This is a genomic window from Pseudarthrobacter sp. O4, assembly GCF_050157025.1.
Lineage (GTDB): Bacteria > Actinomycetota > Actinomycetes > Actinomycetales > Micrococcaceae > Arthrobacter.
In genome coordinates, this window is the sequence record NZ_CP189591.1 from 2,703,295 (window position 1) to 2,719,980 (window position 16,686).

Below are 16,686 nucleotides of genomic sequence, written 5' to 3' on the forward strand. Positions count from 1 at the left end.
CGACTCTGGCACTCGTGCCCCATCCAAAATCGTGGCCTGCTCGTTGAGGCCCGCCGCGCTCACGAGGACTTGGTGGCAGGCAGGCACTTCCGGGGAGTGGATCGGGCCACTCCCCGGACGTGCATAAGGCCTGCCACCGATGGACGCTTACAAAGGACGCGTTTCATGATCGTTGTGAGTGTCCCGCCATCAATTCGAGGACCCGGAGTATACGCGTCGGCGATGTCCAGGACTTCGTCGAGGATGGCGAGGCCGGTCTTCGTGTTTTCCACGCTGGTGTTGCAGGGCGGGACCACATGGATGCAGTTGAAGTTGGCGAACGGCAGCAGGCCGCGGGACTTGCAGGCCGCCTCCAGCCGGTTCATTTCCGGAGTTCACGCCTTTGGCGAAGGTCAGCAGGTCGGGGGACGACGTCGAAGTGCTCGACGGCGAACCACTTGCCGGTCCTGCCGAAGCCGGCCATGACCTCGTCGGCGATGAGGACGATGCCGTGCCGCGTGCACAGTTCACGCACACCCTGCAGATATCCGGGGGTGGCATGTAAATGCCGGCGGTCCCGGGAATGGATTCCAGGATCAGTGCCGCGATCGTGGACTCGAAACTGATCAGCTGCTCCAGCTGCTCCAGGTGCTCGAGCGCCCGCGGGCTTTCCTCCTCCTGCGTCGTGGAGTGGAAAGCCGTGCGAGGCCATGACGCCGTAGTCCTGTGTCTGGCGTTAGTAGTTGCCGTACTCGGGCGTGTGGGGCGGATCGACTCGGTGATGGAGGCAACGGCTTGGGGACGTTTGGCAGAGTATGATGCGCCCTTGGGTGCGCATGGACTAAATATCCGTAACTGACGCTATTTTATGGACACATTCTGCATTGTTGTGACCTGAGTCTCCCGTTACCGTTGACTCTGGGCCAATTCTCACTAGTCAGAGGGCGGACGGTAAAGGAATTGCAAAATGATCAGGACAGCAATAATTTCAAACCATTTGGCGGAAGATTTGGCGGCGTTGGTGCAAAAGGGGATGGTCCTCACCGACGACGATTCCCTTCAGACGTACAGCCATGACGACGCTGAATGGGCGCCGTTCGAGACACCTCTCGCAGTAGTGCTGGCGGGCACCACATCAGAAGTGGCCAACGTCGTCCGCTATGCCGATGAACGCGGAATCCACGTAGTTCCCCGAGGTGCGGGAAGCGGGCTCTCTGGTGGTGCGAATAGTGTCGGAGATTGCATCATCCTCTCGCTGGAGCTCATGAATGATGTCGTTGAGATCAACGCCGATGAGCGCTTTGCCGTCGCACAGGCCGGCGTCATCAACGATGCCCTCCGGGACGCTGCGGCCGCCGTCGGACTCTGGTACCCGCCGGACCCGGCAAGCTCAGGCATCTCCACGATCGGCGGCAATGCCGCCACCAACGCTGGCGGCATATGCTGCGTCAAGTACGGCGTTACACGCGACTACGTGCTCGGCATGACCGTGGTCCTCGCCGACGGGGAGATTGTCCACCTCGGCCACCGCACCGCAAAGGGCGTCACGGGCTATGACCTGACCGGTCTGATGGTCGGCTCGGAGGGAACTCTGGGCATCATCACTGAGGTGATCGTCAAGCTCCTGCCGCTGGCAGGGCGTGAGGAACAGGGCATTGTCGGATACTTCCCGTCCTTGAGGGCAGCGGGCGTCGCTGTAGCTGCGATCTCGTCTGAAGGGATCGTTCCTGCCGCCCTGGAACTCATCGACCGTACCTGCCTGCGAGCGGTAGACGAGTGGCTGGATCTCGGTCTTCCGGCGGACGTTGACGCTCTCCTTCTTGCCAAGATCGATGAACGAGGAACGGCTGGCCGCGAGCTGGCCCACCGCGTCGCAGCGATCTTCAGGGATTCAGGCGGATCGAACGTTGAGCAATCTGTCGATCCCGCAGACGTCGGCCGGCTGTTTCTGGCCCGGCGCATGGCCTACCCGGCGCTCGAACGCCTCGGTCCGGTTCTGACGGAGGACGTTTGTGTACCGCGCTCAGCCGTTCCTGAGATGCTCTCCCGGATTCAGGCGTCGGCGGCGAGGCACGACGTTGTCATTGCCAATATTGCTCACGCCGGCGATGGAAACCTGCACCCACTCATTATTGCCCCCATGGGCGACATGCCGGCGAAGGCTCGGGCGAAGGCCGCCTTCGACGAGATAGTCGATGATTGCCGCGCCCTGGGAGGTACGGTCACCGGGGAACACGGCGTGGGCCTGCTCAAGCTGTCCGGAGCCGCTGACGAACTGGAACCAAGGGTCATCAGCATGCACCAGTCGGTCAAGGACGCGCTCGACCCCCATGGAACGCTCAATCCCGGCAAGGCATTTCCACACAACGATGTCGTAGGCCAACGGGCCGAAGCTGGATAACCCAGAGCTGCCGGCGAACGCGGCGACCCTGGCAATGGTGCCAACGCGTCGCCTTGTACTCAATCAACTCAACGAGGAGCCCCATGAAGACGATCAACCGGCATCAGGCAGCGGATCCGGCGATGCGCAAACGCGTGCTGCGCAAGGTGGCCTTTCGGCTGTCCCCATTTCTCGGCTTGCTGTACTTCATAAACTATCTGGACCGGACCAATCTCGCCTTCGCTGCACCCCACGGGATGAACGCGGCACTGGGTCTAACGGCCACTACCTTTGGCTTGGCTTCCGGCCTGTTCTTCATCGGCTATCTCATCCTTGAAGTTCCCAGCAACCTGGCTCTCCACAGGTTTGGGGCCCGCCGCTGGATAGCCCGGATTATGGTCAGCTGGGGAATTATCGCCACCGTCATGGCTTTCGTCCCGAACGCAGAGACCCTGTATGTATTGCGTTTTCTGCTTGGTGTCGCCGAGGCCGGATTTTTCCCTGGCATCATCTTTTACCTCACCTTCTGGTTCCCCAAGCGTGAGCGGGCCAAAGCCATAGCCCTGTTCATTCTTGCCGTGCCGCTGTCCGCCGCGATTGGCTCGCCAGTGTCGTCCTGGCTGATTACTGCCGGCGACCAGATCATGCTTGGTCTGGACGGCTGGCGGTTCATGTTCCTGGTCGAGGGCCTGCCGGCTGTCATTCTGGGCGTGGTCTGCTGGTTCTATCTGACTGAGCGGCCGGCCGACGCCAAGTGGCTCGCCGACGACGAACGGGCCTGGCTGCAACATGAAATGGACACTGATTCCGCACATACCGCGGCTCGCCCCCACGTATCCATCAAGCAGGCCCTGACTCAAGGACGTATCTGGGCGCTGGCCTTCGTCTATTTTGGCATCGTCTATGGCCTGTATGCCATCAGCTTCTTCCTGCCAACGATTGTCGCGGGTTTCAAAAAGGAGTTCAACACCGATTTTTCGGTGATGCAACAGGGCTTTATTGTCGCAATTCCGTTCGTGTTTGGCTGTTTCTCCATGTATTTCTGGGCCAGACACGGAGACAAGACGGGTGAACGAATCTGGCATGTTGCCGTCCCGACCATCATCGGCGGCATGGCGATCCCGATCGCGCTCTACCTCGATTCACCGTTTGCGGCCATGGCCGCAATCACCGTTTGCACCATGGGAATCTGCGCAGCCCTGCCCACCTTCTGGCCGCTGCCATCCCTGTATCTCTCCGGGGCGGCCGCAGCCGCCGGCATTGCGCTCATCAACTCCGTTGGCAACCTGTCCGGCTTCATCGGCCCCTACATCACCGGCCAGCTAGCGGAGCTAACCGGGTCCCAGCAGGCGGGCATGTGGGTGGTCGGCGCCGTCATGGTCCTGGCTGGGGTGGTAGTCATCGCAATGAAATCCACGCTGAAGCAGGACGCCGCCGAAGCGTTGGAGCAGGGCCTGGGCGAGTAAAACGCATCGTGCAATACTGAAACGTGCCTCCAATCGATGCAAACGACGCTTCCGCTGGACTGAAGAGGTCGAGCCATCCTCCGAACTTAGGGGGCTGGCTCGACCTCCTTGCCGGTGATGGACAGATGTCCGAGGCAGAGAGCTACCGGAAGCGGCTCTTGGACGAATCCCCGGAGTCCATGCATGAGGAGATTGAGCGCCAAACCGGGAAGGTATTGGCAATCATGAAGCGGCTCTCGGAGCGCCGGCAGCACGCCGATGAACTCACCGTGCTCAATTCCCTTGCCCGCAGGCTTGCCTCCCTGCGCGAACCACGTGACGTGCTCCAGGAGGTCGCCATGCAAACCCGGCGCCTCCTCGCCACCGACGTTGCCTACCTCATGCTTCGTCATGAGAGGGACAGCCTGCGCGTCGAGGTCTCGGACGGCTCAATGGGTTCTGTGCTGGGGGGCATTGAAATCGGTCCCGGCCAAGGACTGGGCGGCGAAGTCTTGCGCGCCGGGAAGCCGCTGTGGACGGAGGATTACCTGAAGGACAGCATGATCGACCACGTTCGACATGTAGACGATGCCGCATCCAGTGAACATCTCGGTGGCATTCTCGGAGTGCCCTTGATTGTCGGCAACGAGGCCCTAGGGGTGTTGCTAGCCGCTAACCGCAGCCCCCGTAAATTCACGGAACGTGAGATCGAGCTCCTGGCTGCTCTCGCCGCGCATGCATCTGTGGCAATCCGCAATGCCACGCTGTTCGAGCAGCAACAACGCTCCGCCGAAGCCCTGCGCGGCGCCATTGCGGCCCTGAAGAAAACTGATGACACGCGCCAGCGCGCATTCGAGCTGCGGGAGAGACTCACCGGGATCGTGATCAGCGGCGGCCGGCTCACGGACATACTCCACGAGGTTGAACAGGCCGCCGGGGTGCCAGTGAGGTTCGAAAATGCCGAGAATCCCGAGTTTTCATCTCTCTTCTCCAATTCAACGTCCGCCGTTCCGCTCAGAGCCAGCTCAAAAGCAACCTCCCGGGTCGCAGTCCCTGTCCTGCTGTCGGCCGGATATGGCGGTTGCCTTGTTGCGGAAAGCCAAGTACCGCTCGACGAAGAGTCCGTTCGGCTGCTCTCAATCGGCTCGACCGCCGTCGCCATCATGGTTGCCTCCGAGCGTTCGCTTGCCGAAGTCGAACTTCGCACTCGCAGCGAGTTCATCAACACATTGCTCTGGAGCCAGGCGGATGAAGAAAGCGTGGCCCGACACGGGGCATCCGTGGGCATCGATATCGACGAAGTGTCAGCGGTTGTGGTGGTGTCTGCCGACCCCGGAACCGGTGACGCGGAGGAGGCGCGCCGCCTGGCCTTCCTTCTGGCGCAGGAATTCCACGGCTGGTCGGGACAGCACGCCGAGCAAATCGTTATTCTCTTGCCCGGGGCACCGGTGGAGGCGGTGAAGCAGTGCGTGCAACGCCTCGCGGACGGGAACTATCCCGGGGCGATAGGCATTGCGCCGAGCATGAGTGGCGTTCGTGCTGTGCGGTCAGCCCACGAGGCAGCGCAGCAGACCACGACAATGCTCAACGCACTTGGACGTTCGCACGACATCGCAGAGGTATCAGAGCTCGGCATCTATCGCTCGGTGTTCAGCCAGGCAGGTCGCAACCAGCTCGCTGTCTTCGTCAGACAGACAGTTGGTCCGCTGATCAGCCACGACCATGATTATGGGCGAAACCTGGCTACGACGCTGTCTACTTATCTGGAACTGTCGCAACACCACGCCCGCACGTGTGCGGCCCTGCATATCCACGCGAACACGCTCTACCAGCGGCTCGAACGAATCACCGCGCTCATCGGGCCCGGGTGGAAGGAACCATCCCTCAGCCTCGACGTTCAACTCGCGTTGCGTTTGAACGGTTTGATGAATTCGATAACGCAGGTCGCCCCTGCAAGCAGGCATAAGGCGGAATGGGATAGAAATGTCGATGAGGCTTCCCGGTCAGGGGCAGACGCCTGAAGCGATGGATCGAGAGCTCTTGCTGCTGGCGAATTCTTAAGGAATTACCAGTGGCAGGGCCGGCTACGGGAATGTCTCGCTTACAGCAGGATCGCTTAATCTTGGCCGCCCCGCCGCACAATGCGACGGCTGCGCGGCCAGATCTGACGCCTAGCACTGTTTGTGCCTCGTACTTGGCTGGTCCAACTCACTGACCATCGACTGTTGTAGGCTGGCGAGAGTAAGGCTGACCTTGGCCTGAATCCACACGTCAAAGCTAACGAAGCCACCTCGCTGACCCAGGGAACCGGCGCCTGGGCAGCGATCGGCAACCCCGCCCTGAACACCCCGTCCAACAACACCGCATCGGAGGATGCCCGATGAGGCCCGTCACGACGCTCCACACCGCCGCTCCGCCGCTGCCGGCCGCGTAGCGGGGGCGTATGAGCACTCCCTCCTGGCGTGCGCGGGAGGACGAACTCTGCTTCATCAACGGTTGCTGCCGCGCACATGCGGACCTTCCGCGCGAGGCTGTGGCGCTCTACCTCCGGAAGCCCCTGCCGGATGGCCTTGGACTGTTCTGCCGGGGTGAATCCACGCCCGGCACGGAGATCTCCAAGCTGGTTGAGGCCGTACTTTTTCTCCAGTGTCCGGGCGACCTGCTGGGACTTGTATTTGATCTTCCAGCTGTTCCATTTGGTGCCGTCATCGCGGACCATGCTGGCCGCGATGTGGATGTGGATGTTGCCGTTCTTGCTCAGTCCGTGGCGCACGGCAACCCGCCGGGACGGGGCCTTTCCGCCGTCCTCGGTGAAGTCCATGTCCTTCATGAAGTCGTTGGCGATTGCTCCCCATTGCTCTCGGTGAGCTGGCCTTTTTCTTCGGCCAGGCTCAGGGAGCAGTGGAAGACGTGGCCGCTTTCTACTTCCGTGTCGAAAACTGCTTGGCCCGGTCCAGGGGGTTGGCAATATCGAGGCCTGCGCCGCAATTCAGTTGGTTGGCGTCGTGCCCCGCCAAGAGCGCGGAATCGCCGGAAACAAGGTGCGGCTCTTCGTGTTCGTTCGCACGCCCCGGACCGGCAAGGGAGATCAGCGGACGGCCTAGGGGATGCCGCTTCGATGCCGTAACGGCTCTGCACGTGCTCGCGGATCTCCTCCGATGCCTCGGCAGCCTTATGCCCAGGGTTTGGCCGCCGCCCCGAGAATGTGGGCCACCCGCGGGTTGCCGGGGAGGGCTGAAAAGCCGAAGCGCTCCAGATCCCGCATGGTGAGGCCGGCCCCGGCGATCGTGGCGGCGGTGTCGCGGTTCGGGTGGCATCCGCCTGCCATCCGGCTCCACAGCGGCGTGACCAGGTCTTCGGCCGCCGCAAGCACACGGTGCGCCGAGCGGACGTGTTCATAGAACAGCAGCAGGCCGCCGGGTCGGAGTACCCGGATCGTCTCCGCCAGGACGGTGGACTGGTCCGCCACGCTGCAGAGCACCAGGCTGGAGACGACGACGTCGATCGAGGCATCCGCCGCCGGCAACGATTCCGCCACGCCGTTTTGCACGGTGATGGGCACCGGGGCCCTGGTTGCGGCGGCCAGCGCCAGCTCCCGGAGCGTTGGGTCGGGCTCGAGCGCTAGCACGCTCGTCACCGCGGAAGTGTAGAACGCGAACGTAGCCCCGTAACCCGCCCCGATTTCGACGACGGCACCGTGCGCCACTTCCACGAGACGCCGGCGGTGCGCCGCTGCCCCGCGGGCGTCCATGCGCGGGCCCACACGGGCGAAGTGTGGCCCGAATGATGGATAACGGGGGTTGGAGTCTGGCATGGCGGCGCCCTTCCGGTCAGCGGGCCTCGGCGGGGTTGCGGCTTCAGCCGTCGCAGCAGCCGGGCGTTGAGGGCCACCACGATTGTGGAGGCGGACGTCAGCACGGCGCAAGCGACAGAGAGGACGACGCCGGCGAAGGCGAGCACCCCGGCAGTCAACGGCACGGAATTAGAAGGCGTCGGCCAGCAGCCTGCCCCACCTTGGTGCCAGCAAGGGGGAACCGGCAAGTTTGAGGCAATGCCACAGGGTGACGGCTACCGAGTCCAGCACGGGGACTCCCGTGCCGGCCTCGATTTCCGCCGCGACGTTGGCACCGTAGAGGTTGGTGCATAGGTAGACCAGTGCGTCCGGTTTCGACACTGCAAGCTCCAGCGATCCCGGCCGCATCTCGTCATCCGTGACCCGGGCGAACGACTCGTTGTCGCTCAGCCCCAGGAACCGGTGATCCACCGTCTTGATGCCGTCTCGTTCGTAGGACGCCACGATGGCTTGGTTCACGTCCTCGGTGTAGGGGGTGAACAGGCCGATCCGTTCGGTGCCGAACGACTTGAACGCCTCCATGTACGCAAGCGTGGATGTGGTGGCTGGGATGCCTGTGGCGTCACGAATTTCGCTGACGAGTGAGCGGTCGTGATCCGCTCCGAGCCATGAGCCCGAGGTGCCGTTCCAGGCGATGACGTCCACGTCTGCGGTTGCCAGCAGCTCTGCGGCAGACCGCATCACACTCGAATCGAATTGTTTGTCGGACGAATCGTCCAGGGCAATCCTTGTGACCGGGATCCGGGTGAAGTGGATCGTGACGTCGTCGCGGTCGCCCAGGATTCGGTAGCTTTGAGGTTCGAGGCAGGTGTTGGAGGACGGCACGATCATGCCGATGCGGGTCTTGCGTGTGGCGGATGGCATGTCGCTCCTAGAGGGTCGCCGGTACGGCGGGTGTGCTGTCTGCGGTGGCGGCCTGATGCTCTCGGAAACCGTTTCGGGCCACAAAGCGGCCAGCAGCCCCGGGGTCATGGAAACCGGCGTCGTCCAGCACCACACGGCCTGCGGAGACGACGACGGCGGGCCAACCGCTCAGCGTCTTCCCTTCGAAAGGCGAGAAGTCAGTACCCATGTGGAGAGCGCCGCCGTCGACCGTGCGTTCCTCGGCGGGATCGAAGATGACGAGGTCGGCGTCGAAGCCGGCGGCGATGGTTCCTTTGCCGGGGACGGCGTTGATCCTGGCGGGTCCGGCGGCGAAAACCTCCACGAAGTCCTCCACCCGGCCCTCTCCGCCGCTGGCCGAATCCATCATGGCCGTGAACGTGACAGGCATCCGGGTTTCCACCCCGGGCAGGCCGTGGGGCATGGCACGGATGTCGTCCGTGCGCTCGCGCTTTTGGGAGAGGTCGTAGCACGAGTGGTCCGAGGCGATGGTGTGGATGGCACCGGCGGCCAGCCGGTCCTTGAGCGCGGCCACGGTTTCGGCGCTGCGCATCGGCGGGCAGCACGCGTACCACTCGGGAAACGCGCTGCCGTAGACGGAGTCGTCCAGCGTGAGGTAGTGCGGGCACGTCTCGGAGTAGGCTTCCTGGCCGCGGCTGCGGGCTTCGGCGACCAGATCAACCGCACCCGGTGTCGACTGGTGGACAAAATAAACCGGCGCCTTGGTGTACTCGGCCATGGCCAGAGTTTCCTTGACGGAGATTTCCTCGGCCAGCTCCGGCCGGGTCTGGTGCAGGTGCTCAATCCCGATCCGGCCGTCGTCGGCGTGCTGCTGGGTGCAGTCCGAAATGATGGGGTCGTGTTCGGCATGGATGTAGGTCAGTCCGTCCAGGCGCACCATTTCACGCATGACTCTAAGGATTGTGTCCCCGTCTGCCATGGTGGTGCCGCGGTTGGTGGTGTACATCTTTACCGAACGGACACCCTCGGCTGCCAGCTGCTCCAGCTGCCAGGGCACAGTTTCATCCCAGCTGACCACCGAGCCGTGCAATGCCACATCGCAGCGGGAGTCCCGGGCCAGTTCCTTCTTATGGAGCACTGCCGCCAGCGGAGTTTCCTGGGCGTCACGGGGGATACCGAAGTCGATAATCGTGGTGGTGCCACCCCAGAGGGCGGCAGTGGACGTGGTCCGGTAGTCATCGAGTGTCCGGAACCGCCCGGTCACCTGCGCCACGTGGCAGTGCCCGTCCACGCCGCCGGGGATCACCAGGCGGCCGTTTGCGTCGATGGTACGTGCAGCATCAGGGGCCGGTTCCGTGGCCTCGATCAGTTGTTCGATCCGGCCGTCCCGCACCACTACATGGGCGTGCTGGCGGCCGAAGCTGTTGACGATGATTCCGTTGGCAATAACGAGATCTGGTTTGCTGGACATCGTTGTCCTCCTAAAGTGATGAAGCAGCGGTGCGCTGCTGGGCAGGTGCCTTCTGCGCTGACTGGCCAGACTGCGCGGCGGTGAGGGCGGCGTCGAGGTTTTCGGATAGGCCCTTGCGGGTCTTGGCGGGCGGCGCGGCAAACGAGCCGGCCCGGTGCTGGCCGGACTGCAGCCCGACGACAGCCTCCGCCATGCGGATACCGGCCGAGATGCCGTCCACCACAGGCACGGGGATCTGGCCCTGAAGCTCGCGGGCCAGGCCGGCGAGCGGCGCACCTGCCAGGATCACGACGTCGGCCCCATCCTCTGCGACGGCCTGCCGGCTGAGTGCCAGCAGCGTTTCTTTGAAATCCTGTTGCACGGCACCGATGCCGTTGAGGCTTTCGTTGATGGAACGGATGGAAGCCAGCCGGCCGCCGAGGCCGAAGCGGTCCACGCAATCCTGATACCAGGGCCGGATCCGGTCCGAGATGGCGATGATGGAGAAGCGGTGACCCAGGAGAGCCGCTGCGCACAGGGCAGCCTCCGTGATGCCGATGACAGGGACGTCGGAGAGTTCCTTCAGCGCGGGCATGCCGGGATCACCGAACGCGGCGACCACCACACCGTCCACCCGCCCGGAGGCCGGGCTGCCGCTGTATTCCGCGATGATTTCCGCAACGGCACCGGCGGCGATCAGGGATTCGAAGCGGGTTTCAATGTACTCAACGCCGTGGCCTGCGGTGCGGACCACCAGTTCGGTGCCAGGGGCAGCGGACCTCAGGGCCTCCGATTCGATCAGTGCGGTGACGTCCTCGCTGATGTTGGGATTGATGACAAGCAGTTTCATTTTTTCTTCCGATGGAGGGTGGGTTCGGTTTTCTGGAAGTCCTCCGGGAACTGCTCACGGTATTTGCCGATGTGCGACGCCGATTGGCCGGCGGCGCGCTCGGGGTCGCCGCTGGCGATCGCTGCGTAGAGTTCGCGGTGTTCCTGGATGAGCTCCGGCAGGTCGCTGACGTGGCGGAAAAGCCAGTGCATGCGGCCCTGCAGGGGTTCCAGCGCGGACTTGAGGAAGCCGTTGTCCGCGATCCGGGTGATTGAGTCGTGGAATTCGCTGTTGGCGCGGTGAGCCTCCATGATGGCGCCTTTGGCGAGGCAGCGAGTGGCCTCATCCAGCAGGCCGTCAAGCTGTTCCAGGTCCCGGGGTGTGGCGCGCACAGCGGCGAGCCGGCAGGCAAGAACCTCGAGCGACTGCCGGACATCGAACAGATCCTCGACGTCCTTCGGGCTGAGGCTGCTGACCTCTGCGCCGCGGGAAGCCCGATCACTGATGAGGCCTTCCTGGCGCAGCATCCGCAGTGCTTCCCGGATGGGGAGGCGGGAAACGTTGAACTCGGCAGCGAGGTCGCGTTCCACCAGCCGGGTGCCGGGAGCGTAGTGCCCTTCAAAAATCCTGGTGCGGAGCGCATCCCGGACAGCCTCACGGAGGGGGCGTTCTTTGTCCTGGGTTTCTTCTGCGGCAAGCATGGTGCTCCATTCTGGTTTCTTGGATGGCATTGCGCTCCCGGCGCCGGGAGCAGGTACTGCGTGGCTGCGGTTAGACCGGCAGCCGTTTGTTGTAGTCCAGCACAAGTACCGAGGCTCCCATGATGATGGCGGATCCCACGAAGTACAGCAGTGCCCAGGTGTAGGAGCCGGTGGCGCCCACAATCAGACCTACCACAATCGGAGTGACGAAGCCGGAGATATTGCCGCTGAAATTCATGGCGCCACCCAGCACGCCGGCGTTTGTCCGGCCGCCCAGGATGGACGGGATGCTCCAGAACAGGCCCACCCAGCGCAGGAAGAACATCACCACGGAGAGCAGGACGACGGCGGTGGTGGAGTCGGCCACAACGGTGACTCCGATGAGCCCTCCGATGACCACAACACTGGAAATGCCAAGGAGAGTGCGCATAACGCGGTTGGCCGAGGCTCCGCTGTTGCGCCATTTGTCGGCGATGGTGCCGCCCAGGATTTCACCGACGAAGCCGGCGCCGAAGATCACAAATGTGGACCAGCCGATGGTCTTCAGGTCGAAGCCCTTGGCCTGCGCCAGGTAGAGCGGGCCCCAGGTGAGGAGGCCGTAGAACACGCCGTTGAAGCCCAGCCAGCCGAAGCACATGGCCCAGAAGGAGCGGAACTTCAGGTAGGGGAGGAGCGCACGCTTGCCCTTGCTGCCACCCAGCTCGGCCTCGGCGTCCTCTTCGGCATGCGAGGACTCGATGTAGTCTGCTTCGGCGTCATTGACGGCCCGGTGCTGACGCGGGTTGTCCCGGACGTACCACCAGACGGCCAGGCCCATGAGGACCGTGGCTGCGCCGGCGATGATGAACGAGTAGCGCCAGCTGCCGGTGGATGCGATGAGCCAGGTGATGAGGATACCGCCAAGGCCTGCACCCAGCGGGGCGCCGGCGTCGAGGATGGTGGCGCCGCGGCCACGTTCCTTCTTGTGCATCCAGATGGCGTTGAGCTTGCCGCCGGCCGGCATGACTCCGGCCTCCGTGACGCCGATGCCCAGGCGGGCGATGAACATGCTGAGGAAGCCGCCAGCCAGGCCGGAAGCGGCAGTCGCAGCCCCCCAGCCGATGCACGATGCGGTGACCACTTTGCGGGGGCCGAATTTGTCGATCAACCAGCCGACGGGGATCTGCATGAGGGCGTAGGTCCAGAAGAACGCTGAGAGCAGCAGGCCCACCATCTCTGGTGGGAGGTTGAATTCCTTCTGAATGATGGGGAGGGCAACCGAGATGGAGCCCCGGTCGATGTAGTTGACGGAGACGAGAACCAGCAGGAGAAGGAACAGTTTCCAGCGGACGTTGGTGCGCCGTTGCACGCCGCCCTTGCCTGTCTTACCTTCAGCGGGCGTTACTTCAGTTTCGGTATTTTGGAGAGACACAGCTTCTCCTTCAAGGGGAGGAAGATTGCGGGCGGGGGAGAGAATCTGGTCGTTCGCAGGAAGGGAGGCCGAGTTGTGGGGGCGCCCTGTTCCTGATCCGGAAGGTGACCCAGCCCATGGAACTGGGCGAGGGATTATGGTCCGGGGAGTCGATTCATTTGGGATCCCGTTTTGGGATCCCAAGATTTAGAATAGAAGTGACGTGTGCCACTGTCAAGGGTTCTGTTTGCCGAAGCCGCGAGAGACCTGAAAATTACCGATTGTGTCCGTCCATATCAGGCTGGGGAGCCTGGAGGCCGGGTAGCCTCACGTCATACCAGCCACGGCGGCCACCAAGCCCATAGCTTCGAGCGCGCGGACGTGCCGCAACATCGGTACGTGCCGCCAAGCCGCGCCAATCCAGGGGCACCATGCAGACGCTGGTCGCCGCCAAGGCGATGCGCGTCCAACGGCTCTGGAGTCTCCGTAAGCAGCGTTCGATGGTCATCCGCCGGTCAGCTCGATCTACTCGTGCCGGTCTGATACGTAACGTGCGGTTCGTTTTCGCCGTCTTCCTGTTGCCATGCGGTGAATTCCGCCAGCGACATGAAGCAGTAGTAGTCGGTGTACCGCAGGTTCTGTTTCTCCGCCTTGCTCATGAAAGTGATTCGACACCCGCGTCTTCACGGATGGTCTCCCAGCTCACGGCGCCGGGGTCTGCGGGCATCCCGTCCCGGCGCGGCTGCCAGTCGCAAGCTCACTGGCCCAGCGCAGCGCGATGGTGACCAGCTCCCACCTGCGCCAGTGATCCGCCAAAGACACTGCCGGGTGTCGCGGTGGGGGACCGGCGTACGACGCGTCCGACACACTGAATTTGAGTGTGTCTACCGCGACTAGCATTCAACCCTGGAACAACAATTGCACTTCATCACGTTCGCGACCGAAAATCTCGACCGCGCCCGCGCGTTCTACAAGGACGCGCTCGGCTGGGATCGGCTGGCAGATGTTCCCGGCGAAATCATATTCTTCCAAGTCGCGCCCGGACTGGTGCTTGGGTTGTTCGAGGCGAAGAAGTTCGACGAAGACCTGAATAACCAACACCGAACTTCTGGTGTGAGCGGCGTCACCCTCTCGCACAATGTCGCTAGCGCGGCCGAAGTGACCGTCACCATCGAGAAACTTGCGTCAGCCGGCGCCACCGTACTGAAGCCAGCACAGGCTGGTGCGTTCGGCGGCATCTTCCACGGTCACGTTGTCGATCCGAACGGCATTGTTTGGGAAATTGCGCACAATCCTGGCTGGCGTATCGATGAGGACGGCAAGGTGGCTTTCGGCTGAGTTGCCCGAGCTCATAGAGCGGTGAGCTCGTCGGACATTTTGATGTCGTGGCCAGAGTCAAAGTTGATGTTGCCCCGCCGCGGCTTCTTCAAGCATCGCCGTCACGGACAAGCGTGGAAGTGGGCAATCCGCCGTCGGCGGTGGCGTTTTGTTCAGTCGGATTGGGTGAGTGCTGCGTAGCTGTCGGGGCGGCGGGTTGCCAGGAGGGGGAGGCGGTCGAGCCAGTCGCGGCGCTGGTCAAGGTCAAGGTCGGCGATGAGGACGGCATCACGATCCCGTGGGGCCGAGACGAGGACACGGCCGTACGGATCGGAGATGAGGGGGTCGTTGTAGTCGATGACGGGGTAGGGATTGGCTGCGGCCGGCCCTGGACGGAAGTAGTGGTCCTCGTAGTATCCGGCTGTTTTGGGTATGTGGAGCTTTCGGGTTCTGGCCAGGAGTGTTCCGTCCGGGGCCACCAGGATCGCTGTGTTGTAGCCCAGCCCATCCGGGCCATCGGCTCCGTCAGCTTTCTCGAAGACCGAGGCGTGGACGGTGACACGGGTTTCGGCGGCTGCCTTCGCGGCGAAGACGTGAGTGGGTCCGCCGGGAAGCTGTTCCGCGAGGGCGTTGGGTTCGTTCGCCGGACGTTCGTCGGCCAAGTACCGCGAGAGCGTGAGCTCTTGAAGGAAGACGATCCGTGCTGCGGCTTTGGCTGCGGTGCGGATGCCGTCCAGGAACGTGGCTTCGTGGTCAGCAGGATCGGGCTGCCAGCGCGCCTGCACCGCGGCTACGCGCAGGGGGTCCGGCTGGGGGCGTCAACCCTTGCGGTGGACTGGAGGGGCTGGGCGGTGAAGAGTTCCATCGTGTGTCCTTTGTGGGTCGTGGTCGGAGGCGCGGCTGACGGTGGTTGGACTCAGTGACGCATGTGGCCCTCGGCCTCGCTCATCTCAAATTCCTTGCTCAGATCCGATGTCCGGTGCAGGAGGAGGTAGGCGACGGCCGCGACCGGCAGGCCGACAAAGACGGAGTAGTCGACGGCGCCGGCGGCGGCGGCGATGAATCCTGTAAACGGTGCCGTGACCATGAAAGGGACCATCGCCAGCAGAGCGATGAGGTAGGAACTTATGCCCCGCCAGCCCCAGCGGCCGTAAATGCCGTCGGGATTGAAGATTTCGGAGACGACGTAGCGGCCCTTCCGGACGAAAAAGTAATCGATGAGATTGATGGCGGTCCAGGGAGTGAACAGGTATGCGAGGAAGATCAGGACGTTGCTGAAGAACGCGTTGAAATTGTCGATCCCGACGAACTGGCTGATGACGAAGACGATGGTGCCCATGACCAGAATCGAGAGCACACGGATGGCCCGGGTCGGCCGGATACGTGTGAATGAGTCAACGATCGAGATCAACGCGAGGCTTCCGCCGTACTGGTTGATGACCATGATCGACAGGACGCCAAGGAACAGAACCGAAACGCCTATGACGCCGAACCCGGGGAAGAGCCTGTCACCCAGGGCGATGAAGGCGCTGACAGGGTCAGAACCCGGAGAAACGGCAGCCACGACGGCGCCAAGAACGAAAACCCAAACTGAAGAGATCACGCTTGGCGCGTAGGTCCACCAGAAGGTGGCTTTGACGCCGACGGTCGCCGGCAAGTAGCGCGAGTAGTCGGAAACGTAGGGTGCCCAGCCCAGCTGGAATCCGGCCACGATCACGAAGACGGTCATGAACGGGGCCAGCTCGAAGTTGCCCGGCGCCAAGACCTCCACAGGGAGTGCATTCGAACCCAAAGCTATGCCGGTGAATACCACTAGAACGGCGACCATGGGCCAGGTCAGCCACTTGTTGATGCGGTGGATCGCCTTGTAGCCGTAGATCGCCATCACGGCGGCGACCGCTGTTGCTATGAGATACCCCGCCGTCGCGTTGATGCCGGTTATCTGCTGGGCGGCGCCGCCGGAAAGAAGTGCGTCCGACGTGTTGTACGCGACGTAGTTGATGAACGCGAAGATCAGCACCGTTACGGCCGAGCCCAGGTATCCGAACTGCGGGCGGGACTGCACCAGCTGCGGCAACCCGAGCTGAGGTCCCTGAGCGGAATGAAGGGCCATAAAGAAAGTACCGAAGAGCGAGCCCAGCACGGTAGCCATGATTGTCCAGAACAGCGACGCTCCGATGGACAACGTTGCCACCCCGGTGGCTATGCCTACGAGGTTGACACTGCTCACAAACCAGATGGGTCCGAGGTCGCGGACCTTGCCGAAGCGCTCGGAATGCGTCACGAAGTCTATGGAGCGGGTCTCGATCTTGGAGCCCGGCTGAGTTAGAGCAGTCGCCACTGACTGCGGGGAAGTTTTGATTGCCATGGAAGAACCTCTTCAGAAATCTGCGGGAACGATTCCGCAATCATGGCGGTGCGGGAACGATTCCGCAATAGTTTTGGCCAAAATTACCCTGCGGCCAAGGTGCCTGTTCGGGCCGGTTCTGACTGCTAAAG

General features: G+C 62.9%; 15 protein-coding genes and 1 pseudogene. 4 read left to right on the plus strand and 12 right to left on the minus strand.

The features are described 5' to 3' along the window. Window positions 1-59: 59 nt before the first annotated feature. On the minus strand, window positions 60-365 hold the full coding sequence (locus ACQCSU_RS12550) for a hypothetical protein (protein WP_426979927.1): 306 nt from the start codon (window positions 363-365) through the stop codon (window positions 60-62). After that, window positions 349-684: pseudogene (locus ACQCSU_RS12555) on the minus strand (aminotransferase class III-fold pyridoxal phosphate-dependent enzyme); the annotation flags it as partial. The gene ACQCSU_RS12550 and the pseudogene ACQCSU_RS12555, both read right to left, overlap by 17 nt. 262 nt (window positions 685-946) lie before the next feature. Between ACQCSU_RS12555 and ACQCSU_RS12560 the strand changes: the two are divergent. The 3 genes from ACQCSU_RS12560 to ACQCSU_RS12570 all read left to right on the plus strand — a co-directional run bounded on the left by ACQCSU_RS12560 (window position 947) and on the right by ACQCSU_RS12570 (window position 5,825). Continuing rightward, complete coding sequence (locus tag ACQCSU_RS12560) at window positions 947-2,380, plus strand: FAD-binding oxidoreductase (protein ID WP_426975645.1); 1,434 nt, start codon at window positions 947-949, stop codon at window positions 2,378-2,380. An 83-nt stretch (window positions 2,381-2,463) separates the two neighbouring features. Then, window positions 2,464-3,825 carry an MFS transporter gene (locus tag ACQCSU_RS12565; protein ID WP_426975646.1) on the plus strand — a complete coding sequence of 454 codons (1,362 nt, stop codon included), beginning with the start codon at window positions 2,464-2,466 and terminating at the stop codon, window positions 3,823-3,825. A gap of 125 nt (window positions 3,826-3,950) precedes the next feature. Beyond that, window positions 3,951-5,825, plus strand: a complete 1,875-nt coding sequence (locus tag ACQCSU_RS12570; RefSeq protein WP_426975647.1) for a helix-turn-helix domain-containing protein — start codon at window positions 3,951-3,953, stop codon at window positions 5,823-5,825. 95 nt (window positions 5,826-5,920) lie between these two features. Here the strand turns inward: ACQCSU_RS12570 and ACQCSU_RS12575 are convergent, their stop codons facing one another. From ACQCSU_RS12575 to ACQCSU_RS12610, 8 genes are all read right to left on the minus strand, one after another. After that, window positions 5,921-6,634: a relaxase/mobilization nuclease domain-containing protein gene (locus ACQCSU_RS12575; protein ID WP_426975648.1), complete on the minus strand. Its 714-nt coding sequence runs from the start codon at window positions 6,632-6,634 to the stop codon at window positions 5,921-5,923. Window positions 6,635-6,976: 342 nt separating this feature from the next. Next, window positions 6,977-7,618, minus strand: a complete 642-nt coding sequence (locus ACQCSU_RS12580) for a class I SAM-dependent methyltransferase (protein WP_426975649.1) — start codon at window positions 7,616-7,618, stop codon at window positions 6,977-6,979. A gap of 168 nt (window positions 7,619-7,786) precedes the next feature. Further along, window positions 7,787-8,521, minus strand: a complete 735-nt coding sequence (locus ACQCSU_RS12585; protein ID WP_426975650.1) for a maleate cis-trans isomerase family protein — start codon at window positions 8,519-8,521, stop codon at window positions 7,787-7,789. 7 nt (window positions 8,522-8,528) lie between these two features. After that, window positions 8,529-9,971: an amidohydrolase family protein gene (locus ACQCSU_RS12590; protein ID WP_426975651.1), complete on the minus strand. Its 1,443-nt coding sequence runs from the start codon at window positions 9,969-9,971 to the stop codon at window positions 8,529-8,531. A 10-nt stretch (window positions 9,972-9,981) separates the two neighbouring features. Further along, on the minus strand, window positions 9,982-10,800 hold the full coding sequence (locus ACQCSU_RS12595) for an aspartate/glutamate racemase family protein (protein ID WP_426975652.1): 819 nt from the start codon (window positions 10,798-10,800) through the stop codon (window positions 9,982-9,984). After that, window positions 10,797-11,480, minus strand: coding sequence for a GntR family transcriptional regulator (locus tag ACQCSU_RS12600; protein ID WP_426975653.1), 684 nt, complete (start codon window positions 11,478-11,480; stop codon window positions 10,797-10,799). Before ACQCSU_RS12600 ends, ACQCSU_RS12595 begins: the two co-directional genes overlap by 4 nt. Window positions 11,481-11,550: 70 nt before the next feature. Further along, the gene (locus ACQCSU_RS12605; RefSeq protein ID WP_426975654.1) at window positions 11,551-12,891 is read right to left on the minus strand and encodes an MFS transporter; all 1,341 of its coding nucleotides are present in this window, start codon (window positions 12,889-12,891) and stop codon (window positions 11,551-11,553) included. Window positions 12,892-13,385: 494 nt separating this feature from the next. After that, on the minus strand, window positions 13,386-13,529 hold the full coding sequence (locus tag ACQCSU_RS12610) for a hypothetical protein (RefSeq protein WP_426975655.1): 144 nt from the start codon (window positions 13,527-13,529) through the stop codon (window positions 13,386-13,388). A 259-nt stretch (window positions 13,530-13,788) separates the two neighbouring features. Here ACQCSU_RS12610 and ACQCSU_RS12615 point away from each other — a divergent pair, with 259 nt between their 5' ends. After that, window positions 13,789-14,208: a VOC family protein gene (locus ACQCSU_RS12615; RefSeq protein ID WP_426975656.1), complete on the plus strand. Its 420-nt coding sequence runs from the start codon at window positions 13,789-13,791 to the stop codon at window positions 14,206-14,208. A gap of 152 nt (window positions 14,209-14,360) precedes the next feature. Here ACQCSU_RS12615 and ACQCSU_RS12620 read toward each other — a convergent pair whose 3' ends face one another. Together ACQCSU_RS12620 and ACQCSU_RS12625 are read right to left on the minus strand one after the other, a co-directional pair. Beyond that, window positions 14,361-14,972, minus strand: coding sequence for a nitrilase-related carbon-nitrogen hydrolase (locus ACQCSU_RS12620; RefSeq protein ID WP_426975657.1), 612 nt, complete (start codon window positions 14,970-14,972; stop codon window positions 14,361-14,363). A 131-nt stretch (window positions 14,973-15,103) separates the two neighbouring features. Next, window positions 15,104-16,555 carry a purine-cytosine permease family protein gene (locus ACQCSU_RS12625; protein ID WP_426975658.1) on the minus strand — a complete coding sequence of 484 codons (1,452 nt, stop codon included), beginning with the start codon at window positions 16,553-16,555 and terminating at the stop codon, window positions 15,104-15,106. Window positions 16,556-16,686 lie beyond the last annotated feature (131 nt).

Excerpts from the sequence above, each read along its gene's own strand:
- ACQCSU_RS12560 (WP_426975645.1), top strand. The coding sequence starts at position 947 with ATGATCAGGACAGCAATAATTTCAAACCATTTGGCGGAAGATTTGGCG.
- ACQCSU_RS12580 (WP_426975649.1), bottom strand. The coding sequence starts at position 7,618 with ATGCCAGACTCCAACCCCCGTTATCCATCATTCGGGCCACACTTCGCC.
- ACQCSU_RS12585 (WP_426975650.1), bottom strand. The coding sequence starts at position 8,521 with ATGCCATCCGCCACACGCAAGACCCGCATCGGCATGATCGTGCCGTCC.
- ACQCSU_RS12625 (WP_426975658.1), bottom strand. The coding sequence starts at position 16,555 with ATGGCAATCAAAACTTCCCCGCAGTCAGTGGCGACTGCTCTAACTCAG.
- ACQCSU_RS12600 (WP_426975653.1), bottom strand. The coding sequence starts at position 11,480 with ATGCTTGCCGCAGAAGAAACCCAGGACAAAGAACGCCCCCTCCGTGAG.
- ACQCSU_RS12550 (WP_426979927.1), bottom strand. The coding sequence starts at position 365 with ATGAACCGGCTGGAGGCGGCCTGCAAGTCCCGCGGCCTGCTGCCGTTC.
- ACQCSU_RS12595 (WP_426975652.1), bottom strand. The coding sequence starts at position 10,800 with ATGAAACTGCTTGTCATCAATCCCAACATCAGCGAGGACGTCACCGCA.
- ACQCSU_RS12610 (WP_426975655.1), bottom strand. The coding sequence starts at position 13,529 with ATGAGCAAGGCGGAGAAACAGAACCTGCGGTACACCGACTACTACTGC.
- ACQCSU_RS12570 (WP_426975647.1), top strand. The coding sequence starts at position 3,951 with ATGTCCGAGGCAGAGAGCTACCGGAAGCGGCTCTTGGACGAATCCCCG.
- ACQCSU_RS12565 (WP_426975646.1), top strand. The coding sequence starts at position 2,464 with ATGAAGACGATCAACCGGCATCAGGCAGCGGATCCGGCGATGCGCAAA.
- ACQCSU_RS12590 (WP_426975651.1), bottom strand. The coding sequence starts at position 9,971 with ATGTCCAGCAAACCAGATCTCGTTATTGCCAACGGAATCATCGTCAAC.
- ACQCSU_RS12575 (WP_426975648.1), bottom strand. The coding sequence starts at position 6,634 with ATGAAGGACATGGACTTCACCGAGGACGGCGGAAAGGCCCCGTCCCGG.